22 protein-coding genes are annotated in these 24992 nt (G+C 72.7%); 10 read left to right on the top strand and 12 right to left on the bottom strand.

The features are described 5' to 3' along the window. The first annotated feature begins 2 nt into the window (after window positions 1–2). The 5 genes from bla to EDF28_RS05045 all read left to right on the top strand — a co-directional run bounded on the left by bla (window position 3) and on the right by EDF28_RS05045 (window position 6394). The gene (gene bla / locus EDF28_RS05065; protein ID WP_123937378.1) at window positions 3–971 is read left to right on the top strand and encodes a class A beta-lactamase; all 969 of its coding nucleotides are present in this window, start codon (window positions 3–5) and stop codon (window positions 969–971) included. A gap of 101 nt (window positions 972–1072) precedes the next feature. After that, a complete protein-coding gene (locus tag EDF28_RS05060) occupies window positions 1073–2341 on the top strand; it encodes an FAD-binding oxidoreductase (protein WP_123937377.1) in 1269 nt (422 codons plus the stop codon). Then, complete coding sequence (locus EDF28_RS05055) at window positions 2338–3474, top strand: FAD-dependent oxidoreductase (RefSeq protein WP_260154536.1); 1137 nt, start codon at window positions 2338–2340, stop codon at window positions 3472–3474. The genes EDF28_RS05060 and EDF28_RS05055 overlap by 4 nt, the downstream gene beginning before the upstream one ends. Next, window positions 3471–5030, top strand: a complete 1560-nt coding sequence (locus EDF28_RS05050) for an ABC transporter substrate-binding protein (protein ID WP_185094131.1) — start codon at window positions 3471–3473, stop codon at window positions 5028–5030. Before EDF28_RS05055 ends, EDF28_RS05050 begins: the two co-directional genes overlap by 4 nt. Further along, entirely contained in the window at window positions 5027–6394 is a 1368-nt protein-coding gene (locus tag EDF28_RS05045) for a M20/M25/M40 family metallo-hydrolase (RefSeq protein ID WP_260154535.1), read from the top strand. Before EDF28_RS05050 ends, EDF28_RS05045 begins: the two co-directional genes overlap by 4 nt. A gap of 18 nt (window positions 6395–6412) precedes the next feature. Here EDF28_RS05045 and EDF28_RS05040 read toward each other — a convergent pair whose 3' ends face one another. The 6 genes from EDF28_RS05040 to EDF28_RS05015 all read right to left on the bottom strand — a co-directional run bounded on the left by EDF28_RS05040 (window position 6413) and on the right by EDF28_RS05015 (window position 14704). Beyond that, on the bottom strand, window positions 6413–9985 hold the full coding sequence (locus tag EDF28_RS05040) for an HtaA domain-containing protein (protein WP_123937375.1): 3573 nt from the start codon (window positions 9983–9985) through the stop codon (window positions 6413–6415). 70 nt (window positions 9986–10055) lie between these two features. Beyond that, window positions 10056–10631 carry a hypothetical protein gene (locus EDF28_RS05035; RefSeq protein WP_111085395.1) on the bottom strand — a complete coding sequence of 192 codons (576 nt, stop codon included), beginning with the start codon at window positions 10629–10631 and terminating at the stop codon, window positions 10056–10058. A gap of 56 nt (window positions 10632–10687) precedes the next feature. Next, window positions 10688–11680, bottom strand: coding sequence for a hypothetical protein (locus EDF28_RS05030; RefSeq protein WP_123937374.1), 993 nt, complete (start codon window positions 11678–11680; stop codon window positions 10688–10690). Further along, a complete protein-coding gene (locus EDF28_RS05025) occupies window positions 11677–12480 on the bottom strand; it encodes a heme ABC transporter ATP-binding protein (protein WP_123937373.1) in 804 nt (267 codons plus the stop codon). The genes EDF28_RS05030 and EDF28_RS05025 overlap by 4 nt, the downstream gene beginning before the upstream one ends. Beyond that, window positions 12477–13580 carry an iron ABC transporter permease gene (locus tag EDF28_RS05020; RefSeq protein ID WP_159570927.1) on the bottom strand — a complete coding sequence of 368 codons (1104 nt, stop codon included), beginning with the start codon at window positions 13578–13580 and terminating at the stop codon, window positions 12477–12479. Before EDF28_RS05020 ends, EDF28_RS05025 begins: the two co-directional genes overlap by 4 nt. Further along, window positions 13577–14704 (bottom strand): hemin ABC transporter substrate-binding protein, encoded by a 1128-nt coding sequence (locus tag EDF28_RS05015; RefSeq protein ID WP_123937372.1) that lies wholly within the window; start codon window positions 14702–14704, stop codon window positions 13577–13579. Before EDF28_RS05015 ends, EDF28_RS05020 begins: the two co-directional genes overlap by 4 nt. A gap of 118 nt (window positions 14705–14822) precedes the next feature. Here EDF28_RS05015 and EDF28_RS05010 point away from each other — a divergent pair, with 118 nt between their 5' ends. Both EDF28_RS05010 and EDF28_RS05005 read left to right on the top strand, forming a co-directional pair. Then, entirely contained in the window at window positions 14823–15860 is a 1038-nt protein-coding gene (locus EDF28_RS05010; protein ID WP_123937371.1) for a glycerate kinase, read from the top strand. Between the two features lie 114 nt (window positions 15861–15974). After that, window positions 15975–17021 (top strand): NAD(P)-dependent alcohol dehydrogenase, encoded by a 1047-nt coding sequence (locus tag EDF28_RS05005; protein ID WP_123937370.1) that lies wholly within the window; start codon window positions 15975–15977, stop codon window positions 17019–17021. Window positions 17022–17097: 76 nt separating this feature from the next. Here the strand turns inward: EDF28_RS05005 and EDF28_RS05000 are convergent, their stop codons facing one another. The 4 genes from EDF28_RS05000 to EDF28_RS04985 form a co-directional block, all read right to left on the bottom strand. Continuing rightward, on the bottom strand, window positions 17098–18540 hold the full coding sequence (locus EDF28_RS05000; protein ID WP_123937369.1) for a hypothetical protein: 1443 nt from the start codon (window positions 18538–18540) through the stop codon (window positions 17098–17100). Then, window positions 18530–19372 (bottom strand): TIGR03943 family putative permease subunit, encoded by an 843-nt coding sequence (locus tag EDF28_RS04995; protein ID WP_123937368.1) that lies wholly within the window; start codon window positions 19370–19372, stop codon window positions 18530–18532. The genes EDF28_RS05000 and EDF28_RS04995 overlap by 11 nt, the downstream gene beginning before the upstream one ends. Beyond that, window positions 19359–20378, bottom strand: coding sequence for a permease (locus EDF28_RS04990; RefSeq protein WP_123937367.1), 1020 nt, complete (start codon window positions 20376–20378; stop codon window positions 19359–19361). The genes EDF28_RS04995 and EDF28_RS04990 overlap by 14 nt, the downstream gene beginning before the upstream one ends. A 221-nt stretch (window positions 20379–20599) precedes the next feature. Further along, complete coding sequence (locus EDF28_RS04985) at window positions 20600–21178, bottom strand: TetR/AcrR family transcriptional regulator (protein ID WP_165901146.1); 579 nt, start codon at window positions 21176–21178, stop codon at window positions 20600–20602. Window positions 21179–21274: 96 nt separating this feature from the next. On the opposite strand from EDF28_RS04985, the gene EDF28_RS04980 reads away from it, so the two are divergent. Both EDF28_RS04980 and EDF28_RS04975 read left to right on the top strand, forming a co-directional pair. After that, the gene (locus tag EDF28_RS04980) at window positions 21275–21589 is read left to right on the top strand and encodes a multidrug efflux SMR transporter (protein ID WP_123293830.1); all 315 of its coding nucleotides are present in this window, start codon (window positions 21275–21277) and stop codon (window positions 21587–21589) included. Window position 21590: 1 nt separating this feature from the next. Then, window positions 21591–21950 carry a multidrug efflux SMR transporter gene (locus tag EDF28_RS04975; protein WP_123937366.1) on the top strand — a complete coding sequence of 120 codons (360 nt, stop codon included), beginning with the start codon at window positions 21591–21593 and terminating at the stop codon, window positions 21948–21950. Between the two features lie 218 nt (window positions 21951–22168). Here the strand turns inward: EDF28_RS04975 and EDF28_RS04970 are convergent, their stop codons facing one another. Then, window positions 22169–23308, bottom strand: a complete 1140-nt coding sequence (locus tag EDF28_RS04970; RefSeq protein ID WP_123339972.1) for a CE1758 family FMN-dependent luciferase-like monooxygenase — start codon at window positions 23306–23308, stop codon at window positions 22169–22171. Between the two features lie 85 nt (window positions 23309–23393). Next, window positions 23394–24293, bottom strand: coding sequence for a phosphatase PAP2 family protein (locus EDF28_RS04965; protein WP_123937365.1), 900 nt, complete (start codon window positions 24291–24293; stop codon window positions 23394–23396). Between the two features lie 238 nt (window positions 24294–24531). On the opposite strand from EDF28_RS04965, the gene EDF28_RS19140 reads away from it, so the two are divergent. Next, on the top strand, window positions 24532–24981 hold the full coding sequence (locus tag EDF28_RS19140; RefSeq protein WP_165901145.1) for a DUF4383 domain-containing protein: 450 nt from the start codon (window positions 24532–24534) through the stop codon (window positions 24979–24981). The last annotated feature ends 11 nt before the right edge of the window (window positions 24982–24992 follow it).

Below are 24992 nucleotides of genomic sequence, written 5' to 3'. Positions count from 1 at the left end.
CCATGCACCGTGCTCTCCCCCTGGTCGTCGGCGGCACCGTCGCCGTGCTCGTCCTCGCCGGGTGCTCCGGTGGCGGCTCCGTCGGACCGACCGCGTCGGCCACGTCGTCCGCACGGTCCACGAGCACACCGACGAGCACCCCTGCGACAACGCCGCCGCCGACGACGGACGCCGCGACCACCGCCACGGTCCGCCGAGCAATCGCGGGCCTCGAACGCGAGTACGACGCGACGGTCGGCGTCGTCGCGACCGACACCGTCACGGGTGAGAGGGTCGCGTACAACGGCGACCGACGCTTCGGCTACGCCTCGACCATCAAGGCGTTCGCCGCGGCACAGTTCCTGCGCTCGGTGCCCGCGGACGCCCGGAACGAGGTCGTGCACTGGACGGCCGCGGACGTCGCCGCTGCCGGGTACTCCCCCGTGACGGAACAGCACGTGGCCGACGGGCTGTCGTACGAGCAGCTGGCCGAGGCAGCCGTCCGGATGAGCGACAACACGGCCCTGAACCTCGTACTCACGCGCATCGGCGGTCCGAGCGGCCTGGACGCCGCGTTGACCGAGCTCGGCGACACCACCACCGAGGTGGTCCACGGCGAGCCGGACCTCAACACCATCGAGCCGGGCAGCACTGAGGACACCACGACCCCGGCGGCGTTCACCGCAGCCCTGGCGACCGTGCTCGACGGCAGCACCCTGGACCGCGCCGACACCGCGCTGCTGGTCGACTGGATGGGCGGCAACGCGACCGGCGACGCACTCATCCGGGCCGGCGCACCCGACGGCTGGGTCGTGGTCGACAAGTCCGGGGGCGCCGGGCCGATCCGGAACGACGTGGCGCGGGTGACCCCGCCCGGCGGCGACCCGATCGTGCTCTCGGTCCTGACCACGCGGAACGACCCCGACGCCGCCTACGACGACGCCCTGGTGGCCCGGTCGGCATCGGCGGTGCTCGACGCGTTCGACCGCTGACCGACCGCTGATCGACCGGGGCGGCGATCGCCGTTCTGCACCGCGTCACACGGCGTCATGAACGACACCTGTCGGGGACCCCGGGACACTACGCTCGCTCCATGTCCTCCTCCGGATCCCCCGTGGTCGTCGTCGGCGCCGGCATCATCGGACTGAGCGCCGCGTGGCACCTCGCCGGGCTCGGGCAGCGGGTCCTGCTCCTCGACAGCGGCACGGTCGCCGGGGGCACCACCACCGCGGGCGCCGGGTTCGTCGGCCAGTGGGCAGCCGGGTACGCCTGGTACTGGAACGAGTCCGAACGCGACGTCGAGCAGTACGGCATCGACTTCTACCGCAACCTCGCCGGCGCCGGCCACGGCCCGACCGGGTACCGGCAGAACGGCAACGTCTGGCTGACCGTCACCGAGCAGGGCCGGGCCGACCACCTGCCGCCGTTCGAGCAGCACCCGATCCGGCCGGCCGGTGCGCGCACGCTCACCCCGGCCGAGGCGGCCGACCTCGTGCCTGGACTCGACCCGACCGCCGTCACCGCGGGCTTCCTCCATCCGGACGGCATCCAGATCAGTGCGCCGGACACGGCCGCAGCGCTGGTGCACGCGGTCCGTGCGCGGGGCGTCGAGATCCGCGAGCACACGCCGGTCGCCGGTCTGGAGGCCCGTGGGGGCTCCGTCACGGGCGTCCGGACCGCGAACGGCGAGGTCATCGACGCCGCGAAGGTCGTGCTCGCCGCCGGCAGCTGGACGAACGCCCTCCTCGCCCCCTTCGGGCGCGAGCTGCCGACGGTCCGGGTCGTCGCCAGCCGGCTCGTGACGACGCCGTTCGGTCTGCCGGGCACCCTGCCGACCCTGATGCTGCCGGAGCTGCACGGCCTGTGGATCCGTGAGCACCGCGGCGGCCTGACGTACGGTGCCGGGCCCGGGTACGAGCCGCTGCACGTCGGCGGTGCGGACCGGAGCGACGAACCCGACCGCCGACCGGTCCGCACGGACCTGCTCGACGCCATGCGGACGTACCTGCACCCGATCGTCGCCCGGCTGCTCCCCGCCGCCGCGAGCGTGCTCGGGGTCGACGAGACCCCCACGCAAGGCGTCGTCTCGATGACCGCCGACCGGAACTTCATCGTCGGCGCGGTCCCCGAGCTGGACGGGCTCGTGGTGGCCGGTGGCGACAACGAGTCCGGCGTCACGCACGGTCCCGGCCTCGGGCGGATCGCGGCGGAACTGAGCGTCACCGGCACGACCACCCTCGGCGACGCGAGCCGCTACGCCCCGGCACGGTTCCCGGCGGCGGCCCCGACCGAGGCCGAGGTGGTGGCGATGATGCCGGCGCGGCGCGAGGCCGACGCCCGACGAGCCGGAGCCGTGGCATGAGCGACGTGCTGAGCGACCGGGCCCCGACGCACGTCGTGATCGGCGGCGGGGTCGTCGGCGCCGCCACCGCGTACGCCCTGACACTCCGCGGCGAGCGCGTCCTGCTCGTCGAGCAGCACGAGCGCGGGCACCACAACGGCTCGTCCCACGGCGCGACCCGGATCTTCCGGCAGGGCTACGCCGACCCCGAGTACGTCGCCCTGACCTCCCGCGCGCTGGCGCTGTGGGAAGCGCTCGAGGGCGCTGCGGACGAGGAGCTCATCGTCCGCACCGGGGCCGTCGACCACGGCCGCGCCGAGGTCGTCGACGCCATCGCCGCCGCACTGACGGACGCCGGCATCCCGCACGAGACCCTCAGCCCGGACGCCGCGGCCGCACGCTGGCCGGGGATCGCGTTCGAGGGCCACGTGCTCGCACACGCCACGGCCGGTCGCATCCGGTCCGACCGCGCCATCGAGGTGTTCCTCACCCTGGCGGAACGGACCGGGCTCGCCGAGCTGCGCTTCGACACGGGGGTGACGGGGCTCGACGACCACGGCGACGACGTGACCGTGACGCTGTCCGACGGTTCCACCCACCGCAGCTCGTCCGTGGTGGCGGCCGTGGGGTCGTGGGCACCCGCGCTGGTCGGCGACCTGCTCGCCGGACGCGGGGCGGGCCTCCCGGCCATCCGCGTCACCCAGGAGCAGCCCGCGCACTTCCCCAGCCGTCTGCCGGACCAGGCGTGGCCGAGCTTCGTGCACTGGGCGGCCGACGACGACGTGTACGGCCTGCTCACCCCGGGCGAAGGCGTCAAGGTCGGGTTCCACGGCACCGGCCCCGTCGTCGATCCGGACCACCGCGACTTCACGGCCGTGCCGGCCGAGGCCGAGCGGCTGCAGGCCTACGTCGCGCGGTACGTGCCCGGTGTCGACGCGACGAAGCCGACCTTCATCAGCTGCCTGTACGACAACTCCCCCGACGAGGACTTCGTGATCGACCGACGTGGTCCCGTCACCGTCGCGACCGGGTTCTCCGGCCACGGCTTCAAGTTCGCACCGCTGCTCGGCGACATGATCGCCGACCTCGCGACCGGCGGGGCCGCACATCCCCGTTTCTCCCTCTCGAAACCATCCCACTCAGGAACCCCGTGACGACCCGACTCCTCTCCGCGCTCGCGCTCTCCGCTGCCGTCGCCGCCGTGCTCACCGGCTGCGCCTCGACCGGGGCGTCCACCGACGTCTCCGACGGCCTGGTGATCGGGACGACCGATCCCGTCACGTCCCTCGACCCGGCCGGCGCCTGGGACCGCGGCAGCTACACGGTGCAGACGCAGCTGTACCAGCACCTGCTCACCTACCCGGCAGGTGAGACCACCACGAGTCCCGAGGTCGCCGAGTCGTGCGACTTCACCGACGGCACCCACTACGTGTGCCGGATCCGTGACGGGCTCACGTTCTCGAACGGTGACGCCCTGACGGCGAAGGACGTCGTGTTCTCGTTCGAGCGCCAGGTCGGCATCGGCTCCGAGAACGGTCCGGGGTCGCTGCTCGCCAACATGGCGTCCGTGGCGGCCGACGGCGACGAGGTCACGTTCACCCTGAAGCAGGCGAACGACCAGACGTTCCCGTACGTCCTGGCGAGCATGGCCGGGGCGATCGTCGACAGCAGTGTGTTCTCGGGGACGAAGGTCCACGCGGACGACGGGGTCGTCGGGTCCGGTCCGTACGCGCTGCAGCAGTCCGCCGACGGCGGGGCGACCATCGCGTTGACGGCGAACAAGGAGTACGACGGCACCGCGCCGGAGTCGTCGAGCGTGACGATCAAGCAGTACACGAAGTCCGCCGACCTCAAGCTCGCGGTGCAGGAGGGTGACGCCGACGTGGCGTACCGCCAGCTCACGCCGACCGAGGTCACCTCGTTGTCCGAGGACGACGGCCTGCAGCGGGTCCAGGGTTCGTCGGGCGAGGTCCGGTTCCTCGGCTTCAACCTCGACACGATGCCCGGTGACGACACCGCGCAGAAGACCGCGATCCGCCAGGCCGTCGCCGCGACGGTCGACCGCGCGGCGATCGCGAAGGACGTCTACCAGGGCACCTACGCTCCGGCGTACTCGATCGTGCCGTCCGACTTCACCGGCGCGACCGATGCGTTCCAGACGGAGTACGACGGCGCCGACCCCGCGGCCATCCTCGAGAAGGCCGGCGTGCGCACGCCCGTCACGCTGCCGATCGAGTACACGACCGACCACTACGGCGCCGGGTCGGACGACGAGTACGCACTGATCAAGCAGCAGCTCGAGGACACCGGCCTGTTCACGGTCGACCTGCAGTCGGCGAGCTGGGACACCTACGTCGGGAACGTCGGCAAGGGCGAGTACCCGGTCTTCCAGCTCGGGTTCTTCCAGGACTACCCCGACGCCTCGTCGTACCTGACGCCGGCCTACGGTTCCGAGGACGTCAACCTGCTCGCGAACCACTTCGACGACCGGGCCGTGCAGCAACTGGTCGCCGCGCAGGCGGTCGAGGCCGACGCGACCGAGCGGACGAAGCAGATCGAGGAGATCCAGCAGGACACCGCCGAGTCCGTGCCGCTCATCCCGTTGCTCGCCGGGCAGGAGAACGTCATCGGGCAGAAGTCGCTCACCGGGCTGACGAAGTCGGTCGACGCCTCTGGTGAGTTCCGCATCTGGGAGATCGGGCGCTCGTGAGCACCGGCGACGCAGCGCTGCGCGACGCGGTCCGCGCCGGGATGCCCGCGGGGCTCGACGAGCTCGCGGCGCTCGTCGCCATCCCGTCCGTCCACGACCCGGCCGTGCAGTCGCTCGACGACTGCCGCCGCGTCGCCGAGCGCGTGCGGGGTGCGCTCGACGGCCTCAGGCTGACCTCGCGCCTCCTCACGACGTCGGACGGCTCGCAGGCGGTCCTCGCGACCCACCCCGCCCCGCCCGGCGCCCCGACGGTCCTGCTCTACGCCCACCACGACGTCCAGCCCGCGGGCGACCTCGCAGCGTGGACGAGCGACCCGTGGACCCTGACCGAGCGCCAGGGTCGCCTGTACGGTCGCGGTGCTGCTGACTGCAAGGGCGGGGTCGTCACCCACCTCGTGGCGCTGCGGGCGCTGCTCGACGTGCACGGCTCGTTCCCGGTCGGACTCGTCGTGGTCGTCGAGGGGTCCGAGGAGCAGGGCACCGACGGTCTCGAGCAGTACGTGTCCACCCACGCAGCGGACTTCGCCGACGTCGACACAGCCGTCGTGATGGACGCCGGCAACGCCGCCGTCGGGGTCCCCGCGCTCGTGACCACCCTGCGCGGCACGGCGTTCGTCGAGCTGCGCGTCCGTGCGCTGCACGGCAACGTGCACTCCGGGATGTTCGGCGGTGCCGCACCCGATGCCATCGCGACCCTGGTGGCCCTGCTCGCCACGCTGCACGACGACGCCGGGGACACCACCGTCGACGGCCTCGAGGCCTCGCAGACCTGGGACGGCCTGCCCTACGACGCCGACCGGTTCGCCGCCGACGCCGGGCTGCTCGACGGCGCGGTGCCGATCGGGTCCGGGGACCCGGCATCCCAGGTCTGGGCACGGCCGGCGCTGACCGTCGTCGGCATCGATGCGCCGGCGGTCGCCGGGTCGTCGCCGTCCGTGCAGGCGACCGCCGGTGCCGCGCTGAACCTCCGGGTCCCGCCGGGCGTCGACCCCGCTGCCGCCGGCGATCTGCTCGTGGCGCACCTGCTGCGGCGAGCGCCCGCCGGGGTCGAGGTCACCGCGCGGGTCACGGGCACGGGCGACGGCTTCCGGGCGACGGCGGGGCAGTACTCGTCGGCGTTCCGGAGCGCACTGGCATCGTCGTACCGGGTGTCCTCCGTGGGCTCCCTCGGCGGCGGCGGATCGATCCCGCTCTGCGCGACGCTCGAACGGGCGATCCCGGGGGTCGAGGTCATCCTGGCGGGGGTGTCCGAGCCGGCTGCGAACGTGCACGCGCCGGACGAGAGCGTCGATCCGTCCGAGATCGAGCACATGGCCCTGGCCGAGGCGCTGTTCCTCGCCGGGCTCGGGCGCGCCCGCACCTGACGTCGCACGACGCCGGCGTCAGACGCCCGCCGCAGCCGATGCCCCCCGCGGCGTGCGACGGGTCCGCACCTGCAGCACCCCGGTCAGCAGCAGCACCACGAGCCCGATCGCCAGCACGACGAGCCCGGCGAGGAACCCGATCACGACGAGCAGCAGCGTCTCGGTGGACATCCCCCCGCCGCTGCTCCCGTCGGACGCGGCCGCGGCGGCGACCGACCCGTCGGCCTGCTCGGTGACCGCCTCGACGCCGTCGGTCACCGAGAACGGCACCGCGACGACCGTTCCCTGGTCACCGACGAGCACGACGTGGTGGTCGCCGACCTCCAGGCCCGTGGTGTCGACCGTGGCGGTGGCTGTGCCGTCCTCGACGGTGAAGTCGTCGCCCTGCACCGGTTCGGAGTAGGTCCACACGCTCCCGCCCTCGTCGTCGCCCGTCCACGGCAGGCGGAGCTCGAGCTGGTCACCGGCGGTGACCTCGTCGGGGATCCCGGCGTCGGCGGCCGCGACGGTCGTGATGTCGCCGGCTTCGATCTTGCGTGCCAGCTCGTCGGAGTCCGCGGCGGGGGCCGTGGGCGGCTCGGCGGCCGAGGGGGCCTTCGCGCTGTTCCGGGGCTGGGCGGCGGTGTTCCGCGGCGCTGCGGTCGGCGCGGCCGTCGGCGCCGTGTCCGAAGCGTTCGTGATGGTCGGTGCTGTGGCGGCCGGCGGCAGCTGCACGACGGGCGGCTGGATCACCGTGCCGCCGTTGCCGCCGGTACCACCACCCGTGGTCGGACCGGTCGGCAGGGTGCCGGGGACCGTCTGTCCGGCGAAGTACACCGGTGTGAAGGTCTCGAGCGCAGCGTCGGCGGCGCCGTGCGCACCGATGGTCAGGACCCCGCACTGCACGGCCCCGGACAGGCAGTCGACACGCTTCGTCGACTGGCCGGTGAAGGTGGAGCGCGCGATGACGCCGCCCTGCGTGAAGCCGGCGTTCTTCGTGCCGCTGAACTTCGCGGTCGCTGCGGCGCCGGTGCCGGTGTTGTCGGGCCAGGCGACGAAGCCCTGGCCGTCCTGCCCGGTGCCGCCGGACCCGGGGACGTAGTCGTAGCCCGCGCCGGCCGCTCCCCCGGCGCTCGGGTGCTTCGTGACGTACCCGAACAGCACGTACAACCCGGAGCCGTTGGTGTTCTTCGTGAAGCCGGAGCCGGTCACGGTGAGCTTCGTGCCCGCCGCGGCGGTCGAGAGGCCGGTGGCCGGCCGCACGTTCGTCGAGGCACCCCGGGCGTTCTCCGCCCCGGTGATCGACCCGTCCGCACCGACCACGGTCGACCCGCCGCCGGTGCCGCCGCCGCCCGTTCCCCCGCCGCCGGTGCCGCCGCCCGGGTTCGTCGGCGCCTGCACGGTGACGCGCAGGGTCGCGGTGTCCGAGGCGACCCGACCGACGACGGTCGCACCGAGGACGTTCGTGGCGACCGCGCGGTACCGGTCGCCGTTCAGCCCTTCGGTGGCCGTGATGCGGAGTGTGCTGGTCGTCGCGCCGGCGACCGAGGGGCCGTCCTGCAGGTCGGCCCAGCCGGACGGGGTGTGCTGCTGCCACTGCACGGTGGGCGTCGGGGTCCCGGTCGTGGTGACCGCGAAGGACACCTGCTGCGGCGTGGCGGGGGTCGTGCTGCCGTCGGTTCCGGTGGTCGCGCCGGTCAGCGTCACGGCGACGTCGGCCGGCTGCGCCGTGATGGTCGGGGTGGTCACGACTGTGAACGTTCGGAGCCCCTGGTCGGCGGCGTCGGTCGCGGCGTTCACGACGCCGACCACCGCGCGGCCGTCGGCAGCGACCACGATCGGGTCGCCGGTGTAGGTGGTGCCGGGCTGGTACTCGGCACCGAGCGTGGGCGCGGTGCTGCCGTCGATCGCGTAGGCGCGGACGACGTTGCCGGTGTCGGTGCTGCCGGCGGCCGACACCCAGAGGCGCTTCGCGGACTCGTCGACGGCCAGGTACGCGGCACCGCCGACCCGGTCGATCGAGGTCGTCACGGCCGGGGTCCCGCGCAGCGAGACGGCTCGGAGCGTGGCGTCGCCGTCGTTGCTCCACCACGCCCGGCCTCGGGAGTCGACGACGGTCCCGCCGGTGGCCCCGGACGTCGCGGCGGCGCCGATCGACACGTCGGCGACCGAGGCCCCGGTGTCGAGGGCGACGACGCGGGCGAGGGCGGCGGCCTGGTCGAAGACGACGGCGCGCTTGCCGGTCCAGTCGACGCCGACCGACGAGATCGTCCCGGTGACCGAGCCGATCAGGGTTGCCGTGCGGGTGACGGCGCGGACGGTCCCGCCAGCGGGGCTGGTGCCGACCTCGGTCACCGCACCCGAACCAGAACCAGAACCGGACCCGGCACCCGCACCGACGGCGGCCACCCGCAGCAGCCCCGCGGACCCGCCGTTCGCGGCCGGGGCGACCTGCGCGACGATCGAGCCGTCGGCGGGGTCGATCGTGAACGCCTTCGCGGCGGGCACCGCGACGGACGGCTTCACGTGCACGACGTCCCGGTAGGCGGCGTCCGTGCCGCGCACGACGACGACCCAGCCCTGGACGTTCGCGCCGGTGCCGCCGAACTCCGCGGCGGGCAACGACGCGGTCGCGACGATGTTCCCGGTGGACGGGTCGACGCTCGGCTTCGAGGTGGCGACACCGGGGTCGATCGGCCCGGCGACGCGCTTGCCCTCGTCGTCCACGACGAAGTAACTTGCCTTGGCGGTTCCGGCAGCCGGTACCTGCACGACGTTCAGGGCGCGCGCGGCGTCCCGCACCACCGTGGTGACCCGGCCGATCGTGCTGTCACCGACCGTGGTCTGCACGCCGGTGCTCACGACTCCCTGGACGCCGGGGTCGCTGAACCCCTGGTCGCCGCCGTCACCGTCCGTGCCCTCGGCGGCCCAGTCGCCCGTCACGGCGACCGAGAGCGGGTCCAGGGCGGTGCCCGCGGCGTAGAACTGGGTCGGGTTGCCGCCGCCGGTGACGTCGGCTGCGAAGGCCGCCGCACCCGCCGCGGTGATCGTGGTGGGCAGACCGGTCCACGAGTACGCCCCGTCGGTGACCGATCGGGTGCCCTTGGTGACGTCGATCGTCGCGAACGCGATGCGCTTCGTCCCCGGGTCGGACGTCGTGGCACCGGTCGTCGGGTCCACGAGACGCACGTCGACCCCGGCGGTCAGGGTGCCGGTGGTCGGCGTGAGTTCGATCGCCGGGTCGCGCAGCGAGATGACGAACGTGTGTGCCCGGTAGTCGAACACCGCGGCGCCGGAACCCGTGACGGTGAGCTTCCGCGTGCCGGGGTCGTAGCTGCCGCCCGACGCGGCGAACCGGAACGTGCCGTCGGCGTTCTTCGACGCACCGCCGGACACCGACTGCCCTGCGGCCGGCACGTAGTTCCGGAACGACTGCTTGAACCCCCAGTCGAGCGTGCCGCCCGTGACGGACGCGCTCGGACCCGAGGCCGCGGTGGCGGCGGTCGCCGCGGTGGGCACGGTGCCGGCGACGGCCGCGGTCAGGCCGATGATCGCGGCGACGGTGGCGCTGAGCGCGCGGAGGCGACGGGCCGGTCTGGTCTGGGTGTGCATCGGTTCCTCGGGTCGGGTGGTGCGCGTGTGGGGAGGCGGTGCCCCGGGCGGACCCGGGGCACCGCGTGGGTCACCAGGTGACGGGGACCTGGACCTCGTCGAGGTCGACCGGGTCGTTCGCGACGCCGTGCGCCGAGAACGTCTGGACGAAGCACTCGTACTGCCCGAGGGCAGCGTTGGCGGTCGCGGTCTTCGTGGCGTCGTAGTCGCAGCTGACGGTCGCGGCCGCGTCGCCGGTGTGGTGCGGGTCCGCGGTGTAGGACTTCGCGACGTCGATCGTCGTGGTGAAGCCGCCGCCGGCCGTGAACGCGCTCTTCGACACCCACTGGGCGGAGCCGAACCAGCCGGAGTTGGTGGCGTAGTCCGCCTGCTTGGGCCCGTAGACGACGTAGACGCCGAAGCCGCGCCCCTGCGCGTCCCCGTCGAAGCCGCTGCCGGTGACCGTGACGCTGCCGTCCGAGACGCCGTGGAGCGCCCCCGGGCCGTCGGTGACGACCGAGGCCGGACCGCTGACGGACAGGCTGGCGCCGTAGTCGTTCGTGACCGCGGTGGCCGCGGACGCGCTGACCGCGGGCAGGACGGCGATCCCGACCGCGGCGACCCCTGCCGCCAGCGTGATCCCGAACGAGCGTGCGATTCGTGTCATGTTCGTGTTTCCCTCTCGATGTGGGCGCCCCCTGTGAGCACCCGGGTCCGGTGGTCCTACGGCGCGACGTCGGTCGCGGTGCGTCGTGCGGTGCGACGGGAGTGCACGATCGCGAAGACGACGAGCGCCGCGACGGCCACGACGAGCGCGGACAGGCCGCCGAGCACGATCCGCAGCACGCCCGGGTCGATCTCGCCCGCGGAGCCGTCGGCAGCCGCCGCCACCGCCGAGGGGGTCGCCCCGGCCGGCGCGGTGGGCGTCGCCGACGCGGTCGGCTCCGCGGTGGCACTCGGCTTCGCCGACCGCGCGGACGGCTTCGTGGTCGCGCGGGTGTCGGCGCTCGCCTCGGACGACGGCTCGGCGGACGGACGGGAGGCACTGCCCGCGTCCGTCGTGTCGGCCGGCGTCTGCCCGGTGGTCGCCCTGGTACCGCCGCCGGCCAGCGTGCCGCCGCTGCCGTACAGGTTCTGCACGGAGACGGGTGTGAACGACTCGTTGTTCGCGTTCGCGACGCCGTGCGCACCGATCGTGATGATCCCGCACTGCACGACCGTGCAGTCGACGGTCTTCGCGGCACCGTTCCGGTCGAGCGCCTGGAACGTCGAACCGGGGACCTTGAGGGTCGCGGACCAGGTGCCCGTGGCGGAGTCGACCGTGCCGCCGTTCGCCGCCGACGCGGTGGTGCTGCCCTCGAAGGCCACGAAGTCGAGGTACCCGGTGGGGTTCGACTCGTCGTCGGGCACGTAGCTGTAGTCCGCGCCCGTCGCCCCGCCCTTGCTCGGCTGCCAGGTGCCGTTCACGGTGCCGAACGCCACGTAGATGCCGCCGTACCCGTTCTTGATGCCCTGGAACCCGGAACCGCTCAGGCGCAGCGTCGTCAGGTACGTCGAGTCGACCTGGTTCGTGACCTCGGGGTGCCCCTCGATCGCGACGCTGACACGGCCGGCTGCCGATGCGGGGGCGACGCCCACCAGGGCGGCTCCCCCGGCACTGAGCGCGACGAGCAGTCCGGCGAGCGCGAGCCGCAGCGGGCGGGTGCGGGTGGTCACGAGGAGGCCTCCTGGAGGGTTCGGGACGGCACGATGACGGGCGTGCCGGTGTTCGGGTCGGGCACGACGGTGACCGGGTGCCGGTAGACGGTGCCGATGCGGTCGGCGGTCAGGACGTCGGTCGGGGTGCCGTCGGCGACGATCCGGCCGCCGGCGAGCATGGCGACGCGATCGGCGTACGCCCCGGCGAGGCTCAGGTCGTGGAGCACCACGACGACGGCGCCGCCGGCCCGGGCGTGGGCGCGGGCGACGGCCAGCACGGCCTCCTGGTGTCGAAGGTCGAGGGCGGCGGTCGGTTCGTCGAGCAGGAGCACCGGGGTCGACTGCGCCAGGACCCGGGCGAACGAGGCCCGGGCGCGCTCCCCGCCCGACAACGAGGGGAACGCCTGGTCGATCCGGTCGGCGAGTTCGACCTGGTCGAGCACCCGCGCGACCACGGTGTCGTCGTCGACCGCTCGCGGGGTCCCCCGCCACGGAGCACGGCCCATCCGGACGACCTCGCCGACGCGGAACCCGAAGGCCACGGCGGTGTCCTGCTCGAGCACGGCGCGCCGACGAGCGGTCGCGAGCGGTGCTTCGCCGCCGGTGCGCACGCCGTCGATCGCGACCGTGCCGCTGTGCGCGAGGTCACCGGCGATCGCCCGGAGCAGGGTCGACTTGCCGGCACCGTTCGGACCGACGAGCGCCAGGACCTCGCCCGCGCGCACGGTCAGGTCGACGTCGGCGAGCAGCGGTCGTCCGTCGATGACGACGCCGATCCCGGAGGCGACCACGGCGCCGACCGCGCTCGTCTCGATCATGCCCAGCCTCCCGACCGTCGGCGGGCACGGCGCAGGAGCCAGAAGAAGAAGGGACCGCCGACGAGCGAGGTCAGCATGCCGATCGGCAGGTCCGCGTACGGCACCAGGGTGCGCGCGAGCAGGTCGGCGATCGTCAGGAGCAGGGCGCCGCCGAGCGTCGAGACCAGCAGCAGCGGGCCGTGTGCCGGGCCGATGACCATCCGCATCAGGTGCGGGACGACGAGCCCGACGAACGCGATGATGCCGGCGAACGCGACCGCTGCGCCGACGAGCAGGGCGACCACGACGATCGCGACGACCCGGACGGCCTCGACCCGCACCCCGACGTGCCGCGCGGCCCGGTCGCCGAGGGCGAGCAGGTCGAGCGAGCGCGTCAGCACGACGGCGCCGACGAGTCCCGCCCCGATGACGGGGGCGATCGCCGCGGCCTGGTCCCACATCGAGCCGTTCAGGGACCCGAGCTGCCAGAACACGATCTGCTCGCGCGCCTGCTGGTCGCCGAGGAACGTCAGGAAGGCGAGCCCGGCCCCGGTGAACGCGTTCACGGCGATGCCGGTGAGCAGGAGCGTGACGACCTCGGTCCGGCCGCCGGCACGGGACAGCCCGTAGACGAGCAGCGTCGCGACCAGGCCCGCGGCGAAGGCCATCAGCGGCGTCGTCCAGTACCCGGCGAACTGCAGCCCGAACACGATCGAGGCGCAGGCCCCGAACGCCGCGCCTCCGGACACCCCGACGACGCCGGGGTCGGCCAGGGGGTTCGCGAACACGGCCTGCATGAGCACACCGGCTGCGGCGAGCGCGGCACCGATCAGCAGCGCCATCACCACGCGCGGGAACCGGATCGTCCACAGCGCCTGGGTGACGAGGTCGTCGGCGGGACCGTCCACGGGCAGCCCGAGCGACCGGCCCACGGTCCGGAGTACCTCGGCGGGCGAGATCCCGAGCTGCCCGACGCTCGCCGACACCAGCGTCGCGACGACGAGCGCCACCACGAGCCCGATGGTGAGGAGCGCGATGCGGCCGGCCCGCGACCTGGACGTGACCGCCGGTGCGGCGGGGACGTGCGTGGCGGGCGCGATCCGTTCCTCCCGGACGGTCACGAGGCGTCCGCCGGACCGTAGATCGCCGCGGCCAACGCGGCCACGATCTCGGGCGTGCGCGGCCCGAAGCTCATCACCGTCGTGTCCGCCATGTCCACGATGCGGCGGTGCTCGCCCGCGGGCGTCTTCGCGATCGCGGGGACCCGCTGGAGCAGGCCGTCGACGCCGTCGACGGACTCGAGGCCCTTGGTCATCATGATGACGAGGTCCGGCTGCATCGCGACGAGTGCCTCGGCGTTGACGGGGCGCATGCCCGTCCAGTCCTGTTCCGTCGCGACGTCCCGCCCGCCGACGGCGTCGATGAGCGAGTCGGCGCCGGACTCGCTGCCGAACAGGTAGTAGATCCCGGCGTTCCCCCGCACGTACAGGAACACCATCTTCAGCTTGTCGGCGCGAGCCGACGGCGCGATCCGGGCCACCTGCGCGGCGACGGCCTGCTCCTGCGCGTGCACCTCGGCGGCCAGGCGGTCGCCGGTCGCCGGGACGCCGAGCGCGGTCGCGACCTGCTCGATGATCGCGTCGGTGTTCGTGGTGTCCCGGTGCGGGTCCAGGACGACGACGGGGACGCCGGCCTTCCGTATCTGCAGGACGACGTCCCACGGTCCGAGTGAGGTGTCGGTCAGCAGCACGGTCGGGCGGAGCGCGAGGATCGCCTCGGCGGAGAGTTCGTGGCCGTTCTGGGTGACGAGCGGCAGGTCCTCGGTGCCCGCGAAGCCGGTCGAGACGTCCCGTCCGACCAGGTGGTCCCCCAGGCCGAGGCCGTACACGGTGGACGACAGCGTGCCGGAGATGTCGAGCGCGAGGATCCGGTCCGCGCTCGTGACGGTCACCTCGGTGTCCTGGTTGTCGGTGACGGTGACGGGCAGCTCGGGCTCGTCGACCGTGCTCGCTGTCGGCGGCAGGTCCGTCGCCAGGGTCGCGGTGCGCTCGCCGGTCACGTCCTGCGCGTCGATCACCGGGGCGATGGCCTGGAGGCTCGCGGCCGGGTCCGTCGCGCTCGTCCCACGACCCGCCGCGTGCGTCGCACCCGCGGTGCCGGTGCCGCCGCCGGTGCAGCCGGTCGCCACGGCGAGGACGACGAGGGCGGACGCTGCGGCCGTGAGGGCGCGACGGAGTGACGACATGGAGATGATCCCGAGTGCTGGTTCGTGAAGTTAGGTGAGCCTCACCTAACTGGTAACTTAGGTGAGCCTTGCCTACCTTGTCCAGCACGTGTCGCCGTCTCCCCGCTACGGTGGTCCCGTGCGCATCGTGGTGGCTCCGGACTCGTTCAAGGGCACCGCGACCGCGGCGTCCGTCGCCCAGGCGGTCCGCGACGGCTGGTTGGCCGAACGCCCCGACGACGACGTGGTGCTCGTGCCGATGGCCGACGGCGGCGAGGGCACCCTCGATGCCTTCGCGACCGCCGTCCCCGGTGCCGTCCGGGTCCCCGTCACCGTGACCGGGCCCGCCGGCACCCCCGTCGAGACGTGGTGGCTCATGCTGCCCGACGGCCGTGCGGTGGTGGAGCTCGCGGCGACGAGCGGTCTGCCACTGCTCGACGAACTCCTGCCGGACACCGCGACGAGCCGCGGGTTCGGCGAGGCGATCGCCGCCGCGCTCGACGCCGGCGCCACGGGGCTCGTGCTCGGCATCGGCGGCAGCGCCTCGACCGACGGCGGCCGTCCCGTGCTCGAAGCCCTCGGCTACGACGGCGATCGCGGCACGCTGCGTGCCCTGCCACCGCTCGGCGTCACCGTCCTGACCGACGTGACCTCTCCCCTGCTCGGCCCGACCGGCGCCGCCGCGGTCTTCGGACCCCAGAAGGGGATCGAGCCCTCGCGGGTCGCGTTCTTCGACGAGCTGCTGGCCGCCTGGGCCGCCCGCTTCCCTTCGGTGGACCCCGTGACCCCCGGCGCCGGCGCCGCGGGTGGCGTCGGCTTCGGCCTGCTCGCCTGGGGTGCGACCCTGGCCCGCGGCGCGGACGGTGTCGCCGAGGTACTCGGGCTGGCCGACCGACTCACCGGCGCTGACGTCGTGATCAGCGGCGAGGGCCGGTACGACGGCCAGTCCGCCGCCGGCAAGGTCCCGTCGGTGGTGCGGTCACTCACGGCGACGCACGCCCCCGGCGCCCGGTCGATGCTCGTCGCCGGCGCGATCGAGGCCTCGCTCGACGACTACGCCGCCGCTGCCTCGCTCACCGTCCTCGCCACGCAGACCACCGGGGAACCGGACGACGCCCTGGCCGACCCGCTGCGCTTCGCCACGATCGCGGGCCAGCGCCTCGCACGGCTGGCCTGACCACTCCGATTCCCGCACTGGGGAGCCCCATTGGAACCTCCCACGCTGTGGCGCGCTCCATCAGACTGGTTCCGGGCCGGAACCGGCCCGCAACGCACCCCCACGAGGAGATCATTGCGCACCGTCAACGCCTACGCGGCACCGTCAGCGACCGAGCCGCTCGTCAAGACCACCATCACCCGTCGTGACGTCGGAGCGAACGACGTCGAGATCGACATCGCCTACGCCGGCATCTGCCACTCGGACATCCACACCGTCCGCGGTGAGTGGGGCCAGATCCAGTACCCGCAGGTCGTCGGCCACGAGATCGTCGGCCACGTCTCCGCAGTCGGCGAGAACGTCACCAAGCACCAGGTCGGCGACCGCGTCGGCGTCGGCTGCATGGTGAACTCGTGCGGCGAGTGCGAGAACTGCGTCGCCGGCGAGGAGCAGTACTGCCTCAAGGGCAACATCCAGACCTACGCGGGCGTCGACCCGGCCGACGGCTCGATCACCCAGGGCGGCTACTCGCAGGCGGTCGTCGTGAACGAGGACTTCGTCCTCCGCGTCCCCGAGTCGCTCGACATCGAGAAGGTCGCGCCGCTGCTCTGCGCCGGCATCACCACCTACTCGCCGCTGCACCACTGGAAGGCCGGCCCCGGCACGAAGGTCGGCGTCGTCGGCATGGGCGGCCTCGGCCACATGGCCGTCAAGATCGCGGTTGCCCTGGGCGCCGAGGTCACCGTCCTGTCGCAGACCACGTCGAAGGAGGCCGACTCGCTCCGCTACGGCGCGAAGGCCCACTACGCGACGAAGGACCCGGAGACGTTCGAGAAGCTCGCGAACTCCTTCGACCTGATCATCAACACCGTGTCGGCGAAGATCCCGATGGGCTCGTACCTCGGCCTGCTCGCCGTCGACGGCACCATCGTCAACGTCGGTGCACCGTCCGAGCCGCTCGAGGTCCCCGCCTTCGCGCTCATCGGGTCGCGCCGCAGCTGGGCCGGTTCGGCCATCGGCGGCATCCGTGAGACCCAGGAGATGCTGGACTTCTGCGCCGAGCACGACATCCTGCCGGAGACCGAGCTCATCAGCGCCGACCAGATCAACGAGGCCTACGAGCGCGTGCTGTCCTCGGACGTCCGCTACCGCTTCGTGATCGACGCGGCCACGCTGGCGTAGTCGTCACCACCTGATCCACGGAAGGCCCGGTACCAGCTGGTACCGGGCCTCCTGTCTGTGTCTGTCCGTCGGGCCGTCAGCCGACCTCGTCGCCGGACGGCAGCGCGCCGCACCAGTCGACGGAACCCGCGTCGATGCTCGCCTCGAGCGCACCGGAGGTCGCGTCGACGATGCTCACCAGCTCGTCGGTCGCCGACTTCGTCGCGACCGCCACGAACTGCCCGTTCGGGGACGGGCAGACCGCCGTGACGCTCGCGTCGTCGGGGACGGTCACCGGCAGCCGGGAGGCCCGCCCACCGTCCACGCGCACGATCCGTGCCGAGACGGTCCCGTCCGACCGCACGTCCCCCAGCACGCGCAGGTACGTGTCGTCCGTCAGCGGGGCGATCCTGCCGAGCACCGCCGCGTCGGTGCTCGCGGCCGGCGCCCGCAGCGCCGTCTTCGCGCCGTCGGTCAGGTCGAGGCGCTCGATGCCCGTGCCGGTCTCGACCACCGCCGTGGTGCCCGAGCCGACGAACCCGTGCAGGTACGTGGCGCTGCCGAGCCGGACGGGGTCGGCACGGCCGCTCATGTCGACGAGCACCAGGTCGTCGCTGCCCGTCCGCACCAGGGCGCTCTCGGTCCGGGGCACGTAGGCCCACTGCCCGACCGTCATCGGCACGGCGCCCGTCTGTGGCTTCCCGTCCTCGGCGATCGCGGTGGGCAGGTGCGTGCCCGTCATGTCGACCACGTACAGACCGGTGTTCCGCGACTGCCCGGTGGACGTGTCGGCGTACTCGAACCCGAACGAGGCCGCGTCGTCGGCGACGTGCAGCGCGGTGACCCGACCCTGCGAGGACGGCAGGGTGAGGTGCTCGACGGGGGCGTCCGGGTCCTGCACCCCGCCGGACAGCGCGACCACGTCGACCGAGGAGCTCGCGTCGCTGCCGCTGACGACCACCAGCGACCGTCCGAGCCGGGCGTACTCCGAGATGTCCGTGCCCTGGTACACGGTGGTCGCACCGCCGGCGTCGAGGGAGCGGCGCACGATGCGGTCCTTCGCGCCGTCGGCTCCCGGCACGAGGGCGAGGACGTCGGTGCTGCCGGTCCGGATCGCGGCGGTGAGGTCCGCGGTGGCACGCTGCCCCGGAGCCCGGACGTTCGCGACGGTCACCGTGTAGTCGCGATCGTAGGCCAGGGGCCCGGCGAACTCGACCGCGATCGTGTTGCCGCTCGAGGTCACGGTGTGCGCGGCCGCGGGGCTGACCCGGACGTCGTCAGCGGACACCTGCTGCAGTGCCTGGTTCGCCGTCAGGATCACCCGCTGCGCCGGACGGGACACCAGGCCGGTGGCGTCGTACGACACGTCACGCAGGCGTGGGCCCTGCTGCGACCCGACGACGGCGGCGAGCGCGGCGACGACCGCCAGGACGAGCACGACGGCGAGGTACCGGCGGTGGAACCGGCGCGTGACCGGGCGGCGGTCCGTGCGCTCAGTACTCGTGCCCGTCTCAGTACTCGTGCCCGTCTCAGTACTCATACGGGTCCTTCGGCTGCGCGATCTCGGTGACCTTCGCGGCCTTGATGACGATGCGGGCGTCGGCGGACTGGTCCGGGTTCGCCGCGAGTGCGCCGGTCACCGTGACCCACTGCCCTTCGTCGGGCTCCGCCTCGGTACGGTCGCCGCCCTCGGTCACCACGCCGAGGCCGACTGGCTGGGCGTCCACGGCGCAGCAGCTGATCACGAACCGGGTCAGGGTGAACGAGCCGCCCTCGCCGGGCACGACGAAGCCGGACAGCCGCACCTGCTTGCCGACCAGGGCCGTGGTGTCGGTGGCCTGCCGGATCAGCGCCGCCCAGTCCTTGACGCCGTACTCCGAGGTGTCGACGCCCTCGCTGCCGAGCAGGGAGACCGCCGCCTCGGAGCCCGTCGCGTTCGACAGGGTCGCCGAGTCCACGCTCCGCTGCTGCGCGGTGCGGGCGGACAGCGTCGTCGGGGGCAGGACCAGCATCGACACGGTGACCCCGACCGTGACGATCGCGGCCGCTCCGCCGAGGGCGAGGCTGACGGCGCGACCACGGCCGGGCCCGCGCCGCCCGTGGTCGTGGTCCGGCTCGTGCTCATGCTCGTGCTCGTGCTCGTCGTCACCGTGCGTGTGGCCGTGGCCGCGTGCGATGACCACCAGGCCCGCGATCGAGGCGGGTACCGCGACGGCGGCGAGCACGATCGTGAACACCGAGTACCGCGGGTTGATGTACAGGTCGAGGTGGCCCACCAGTGCGAGCCAGAGCGTGCACAGGGCGACCGCCAGCACGGACCCGAGCCCGAGGTAGGCCGGAGCATTGCTGCTGCGTGCGTCAGACGAAGACATTCATCACCAATCCCACGGCGCCGGCGAACAGCACGCACACGACGGCGAGCAGCACCAGGAACCGGACCCGGAACGTCGTGCGGAGCAGGGCGATCATCTTGACGTCGATGATCGGCCCGATGATCAGGAAGGCCGTGATCGACCCGGGCAGGAACGTCGAGGCGAACGACAGTGCGAAGAACGCGTCGACGTTCGAGCAGAGCGACACCGTCATGGCGAGCAGCATCATCGCCGCGACGGAGAGCACCGGGTTCGAGCCGATCGCGACGAGCGTGGAACGGGGCACGGCGACCTGGATCGCCGCAGCCAGGCCGGCGCCGACGAACAGGGCCGGCATCATGGTTGCGGTCTCGCCGCCGAACTGCGCGGCGCTCTCCCGCCAGCGGTTCCGGCTCCGCGGTGCGCCGATCGCAGCGCGGCAGCGGGCCTCGAACGCGGGCAGCAGCAGGTCGGCCGGGCGGCGGTGCGCGGCGACGATCCAGCCGACCAGGTTCGCGATCACGAAGCCGCCGACGATCCGGACCGGCAGGATCCAGCCGGACCAGCCGAACGCCTGCGCGGTGCTGATGATCACGAGCGGGTTGAGGATGGGGGCGGCGACCAGGAACGTGACGGCCTCGGCAGGGGTGAACCCGCGCATCATCAGGCCGCGGGCGAGCGGCACGTTCCCGCACTCGCACACCGGGAACAGCATGCCGATCAGCGAGATCACGGCGCGGCGGCCGAAGGCGTTCTGCGGCAGGACCTTCTCGAGCGCACCGACCGGCACCCACACCTCGACGACGATCGACAGCACGATGCCGAGCACCACGAACGGCAGCGACTCGACCACCACGCTGATCGCCAGCGTCAGGAAGTCCTGCACGACGTCCGGCAGCCCCGCGGTCCCGATGCTCGGGGACAGCAGCCGGATCCCCAGGAGCACGACGACGGTGAGCAGCACGAGGCCCGGGCTCGTCAGGGAACGGGAGCGGGAGCGCTGCTGCGGCGGCGTGGTCGTCGTCACCCGGAAAGGATAGGCGACGCGTGCTGCGTGGCGGTCCGCGCGCGGCCGCCTGCGCACCGTGCGAGTTCGTTCACCCCGTGCAGGGTTGCTCGCTCGGTGCAGGCCTGGAGCGCCGCACGGAGCCACCAACGACGCACGGGTTCGCGAACCCGGCACCGTGCACGTGCTCCACCGCCAGCCACAACGCCGCACCGGCCCGCGAACCCGGCACCGTGCCGCAGTCAGACCCGGGCGATGCCCGCCACGTGCCGGTCGAGCGTGTCGATCGCCCACGAGGCGTCACCCCCGGGATCGACCCGCACGATGTGCATCGCGAGCCCGTCCACCAGGGCGTGCAGCCGCCGGGTCTCGTAGGGCACGTCGGCGTCCGGCACCCCGAGCGCCCGCAGGATCCGCCCGCACCACTCCCGCATCTCGTCGACGACCCGGTCGTGGAACGGCCGCAGCTCGGCGTCGGTCAGCGCCGCCGTGCCGAGGCCCAGGTAGACGTCGAGCTCGATGCGTCGCTCCTCGTCGAGGGGCAGGAGCTCGAGCAGGACCGCGTGCGCGTACGCCGTGCCCCGCAGGTCCGCGGGCACGGCGTCGATCCGGGCCGCGGTCGCGTCGAACACGAGCTCGAGCGCGTGCGACCGGACGCTCGCCTGGGTCGGGAAGGTGTAGCGGACGGTGCTCGGCGGCAGTCCGGCCTCAGCCGCGACGTTCCGGACGCTGAGCGCCCCGAGTCCGTCGCGGGCGAGCACCCGGCACGCCGCCTCGGACACGGTGCGGCGCCGCTGCTCGACGTCCATGCTCCTGGCCACGACGCCATACTCGCACAGTCGTACGAACTCGTGCTACCGTCGAGGTCGTTGTCGCACAGTCGTGCGACTATGCGACCGAACGAAGGGAACATCGTCATGGCATGGGTCATCCTCGTGCTGAGCGGCGTGCTCGAGGCCGTCTGGGCCACCGCGCTGAGCGCCTCGAACGGCTTCAAGAAGGTCGTGCCGACGATCGTGTTCATCGCCGGCATGGCGCTGAGCATGGTCGGGCTCGCGTTCGCGATGAAGTCGATCCCGGTGGGCACCGCCTACGCCGTCTGGGTCGGCATCGGCGCCTCACTGACGGTCGTCGTGTCGATCCTGCGCCGGCAGGAAGCCGCGTCGCTCGCACGCCTCGGCCTCGTGTTCGGCCTGGTCGCCTGCGTCGTCGGCCTCAAGGTGGTGAGCTGAGGTGGCCTGGATCGTCCTGTTCCTCAGCGCCACGCTCGAGACCGTGTGGGCGACCGCCCTCGGCGAGAGCGACGGCTTCACCCGACCCGGCCCGACCGTTGTGTTCGCGATCACGATCGTGATCAGCCTCGTCGCCTTCGGCTACGTCCTCAAGCACATCCCGATCAGCACCGCGTACGCCGTGTGGACCGGCACCGGTGCAGCTCTGACGGTGCTGTGGGGCATGGCCACCGGCGCCGAGCCCGTCACCCTGCTGCGCGTGCTGTTCATCGCCGGGATCGTCGGCTGCGTCGTCGGCCTGAAGCTCGTGCCGGCCCGCCCGGTCGCCGAGCCCGCGTCCCCCGCCGAGCTCTCGCGCTGAGCGACAGCTCACGCGCCGCCGGCCCCGTGATCTGTCGCTGAACCCGAAAGCCGACTCGCGCCGTGGACGCGTGCCGAGACGGACGGGAGGCCCGGTGCCAGCCGGCACCGTCCCTCCCGTCCGCATGTGGTCGCGTGAACCCCGCATCGTGAGCAGAAAAGGTCGGGTCACCTCGCGGGACCCGACCATTTCTGCTCACGAACCGAGCGCTGAGAGCGTCAGACGGAGGCGCCCGTCCACTCGTCCTCGGCGGCGACGTGGTCGCTGCCGACCGTGCCGGCGGCGAGCGCCGCGGCGGCGCGCTCCGTGTGGCTCGGCGGGTTCGACGGCACGTCGGACGGACGGCCCTCGTCGTTCAGCTTGCGCAGCTCGGGGACGATGTCCGTGGCCAGGATGTCGATCTGCTCGAGCACGGTCTTGAGCGGCAGCCCGGCGTGGTCGACCAGGAACAGCTGGCGCTGGTAGTGGCCGACGTGGTCCTTCATGGCCGCGTACCGGTCGATGACCTGCTGCGGCGAACCGACCGTGAGCGGGGTCTGGGCGGCGAAGTCCTCCATCGAGGGGCCGTGGCCGTAGACCGGGGCGTTGTCGAAGTAGGGCCGGAACTCGTTGACCGCGTCCTGCGAGTTCTTGCGCGCGAAGAACTGCCCGCCCAGACCGACGATCGCCTGGTCCGCACGGCCGTGACCGTAGTGCTCGAAGCGCTGGCGGTACAGCCCGACCATCTGCTCGGTGTGCTGGATCGGCCAGAAGATGTTGTTGTGGAAGAAGCCGTCGCCGTAGTACGCGGCCTGTTCCGCGATCTCGGGCGTGCGGATCGAGCCGTGCCAGACGAACGGGGGCACGCCGTCGAGGGGGCGCGGCGTCGAGGTGAAGCCCTGCAGCGGCGTGCGGAACTTGCCCTGCCAGTTGACGACGTCGTTCTCCCAGAGCTGGCGGACGAGCGCGTAGTTCTCGATCGCCAGGTTGACGCCCTGGCGGATGTCCTGCCCGAACCACGGGTAGACCGGGCCGGTGTTGCCGCGACCCATCATGAGGTCCATGCGGCCGTCGGAGATCACCTGGAGCATCGCGTACTCCTCGGCGATGCGCACCGGGTCGTTCGTGGTGATGAGCGTGGTGCTCGTCGAGAGCGTGATGTCCTTCGTCTTCGCCGCGAGGTAGGCCAGCAACGTGGTCGGCGACGAGGCGACGAACGGCGGGTTGTGGTGCTCGCCGGTGGCGAAGACGTCGAGTCCGGCCTGGTCGGCGTGCTGCGCGATCGTGAGGATGTCACGGACGCGCTGCGTGTCGTCCGGCGTGGTGCCGGTCGTGGGGTCGGTCGTGACGTCACTGACCGTGAAGATGCCGAACTGCATGATGCGCCGCCTTTCGCGATATCGATGCGTTTGCATCGACTTGCTGGGTACAACGTAGCGTACGCCGGTGCATTCCCACCAGGCGTCAGCGAGCTGCGGACAGCGCTGCGGGGTCGGTCCGGGCCGCGTGGTGCATGCCGTCGAGGAACCACACCGCGGTCACCACCGCCAGGACGCTCGCGCTCGAGGCCAGTCGTCCGGCCATCAGGATCGCGGCGTGGTCGTGAGCACCGTCCCCCGTCAGGCCGACGACGAGCGCGGCGACGCCGACGGCCAGCGTGACCCCGGTGGCGACGAGCAGGACGACGCTGACCACCCGGCGCGGACCCCGACGGCCGTCCCGGTCACCTCGGAGGCCCCGGTCGACCCTCGGACCGAACGCCCGGACGACGCCGAGCCAGAACATCGCGATCGCGCACGCCCCGATGATGTCGCTCACCCGGTGCCAGCCGTAGACGACCGTCTGGTTGGCGACGAAGACCGCGTAGGCGGCACCGAGCAGCGTGACGATCGGCCGGAAGCGACGGGGCGTGACCATCAGGACGGCGAACAGTGCGGCCAGCGCGATGGTCGCGTGGCCCGAGGGGAACGAGTTCGGCGTCGTCGACTGGGCGATCTCCGGGCGCTCGGCGATACGCTTGACGAGCGTCGAGGTGGCCGCCGACGCGAGCACCACTGCACCCGCGCCGAGCCCCACCGAGAGCCGTCGCCTGGCGAACGCCACCGCGACGATCACGACAACGAGCAACAGGATCACCGGCACCGAGATGACGTTGAGCGCAGTGTCCGAGCTGAACAGGTCGGACTCACGGACCCCGCCGAGCGCGGCGTCCTCCATGCGCTGCCCCACCGGCGTCAGCACCGCGGCCGCGTAGACGGAAGGCACGATCACGAACCCCAGAGCCGCCAGCACACCCCACCGCAACCGCCGCGAGACGCTCGGTCCACGCGACTCCGGTGCATTGCGCTCGGGTGTCAAGGTCACCGGGCTGGTCCTCCTCGGAGTGGTCGTCGTCGGTCTCGTCGCACGCCTGGTGACGGCGCTGCGATTCGGACGGTCGGGGTCGGACACGATACCGTTGGCTCACCGGCCGGAGGCTGGGAACCGCGCGGCCGTCACCCGCGGATCCCGCGCTGTGCCGCTCAGTGCCGCGCCGCTCAGTCCGGCGGGCACCGCCGGACTGACGCACGTCGCGTCGGCAGTGTACGAGGAGGAGACCGAAGTGGCCATCAAGGAACCGGGCATCACCGCCTCACCGAACCGCGGGCTCGCGCTCACGGTCGGTGGCGTCCTCGCACTCTGGGGCATCCTGGGCTTCTTCTTCGCCGCCGACGGCGACCCCGGCTTCTTCAGCCGCCAGGGCGGGATGCTCTGGAACGCCTTCGGGGTGAACCCGCCGCTCGCCCTCATCTGGGTGCTGCTCGCCGCGGTCCTGCTCATCACCGGGCTCGGCACCACCATCGGTTCGCGGAACGGCAACCTGGTCGTCGGCGCCGTGCTCGTGGTGCTGGCCGTGTACGGCTTCGTCTTCGTGAACACCTCGGCGAACATCTTCGCGCTGAACACCACCGACAACGTGTTCCACGCGATCGTCGGGGTCATCCTGCTGCTGACGGCGCTCGGTGCCGACAAGGAGAACCTCCGCGCGCTGCGTGCGGCGGCTCGCGCCTGACGCACCGACAC

Source organism: Curtobacterium sp. PhB137, from assembly GCF_003814955.1.
GTDB lineage: Bacteria > Actinomycetota > Actinomycetes > Actinomycetales > Microbacteriaceae > Curtobacterium.
The sequence above is the reverse complement of the archived record's forward strand: the minus strand, read 5'-3'. Positions and strand labels throughout refer to the sequence as shown.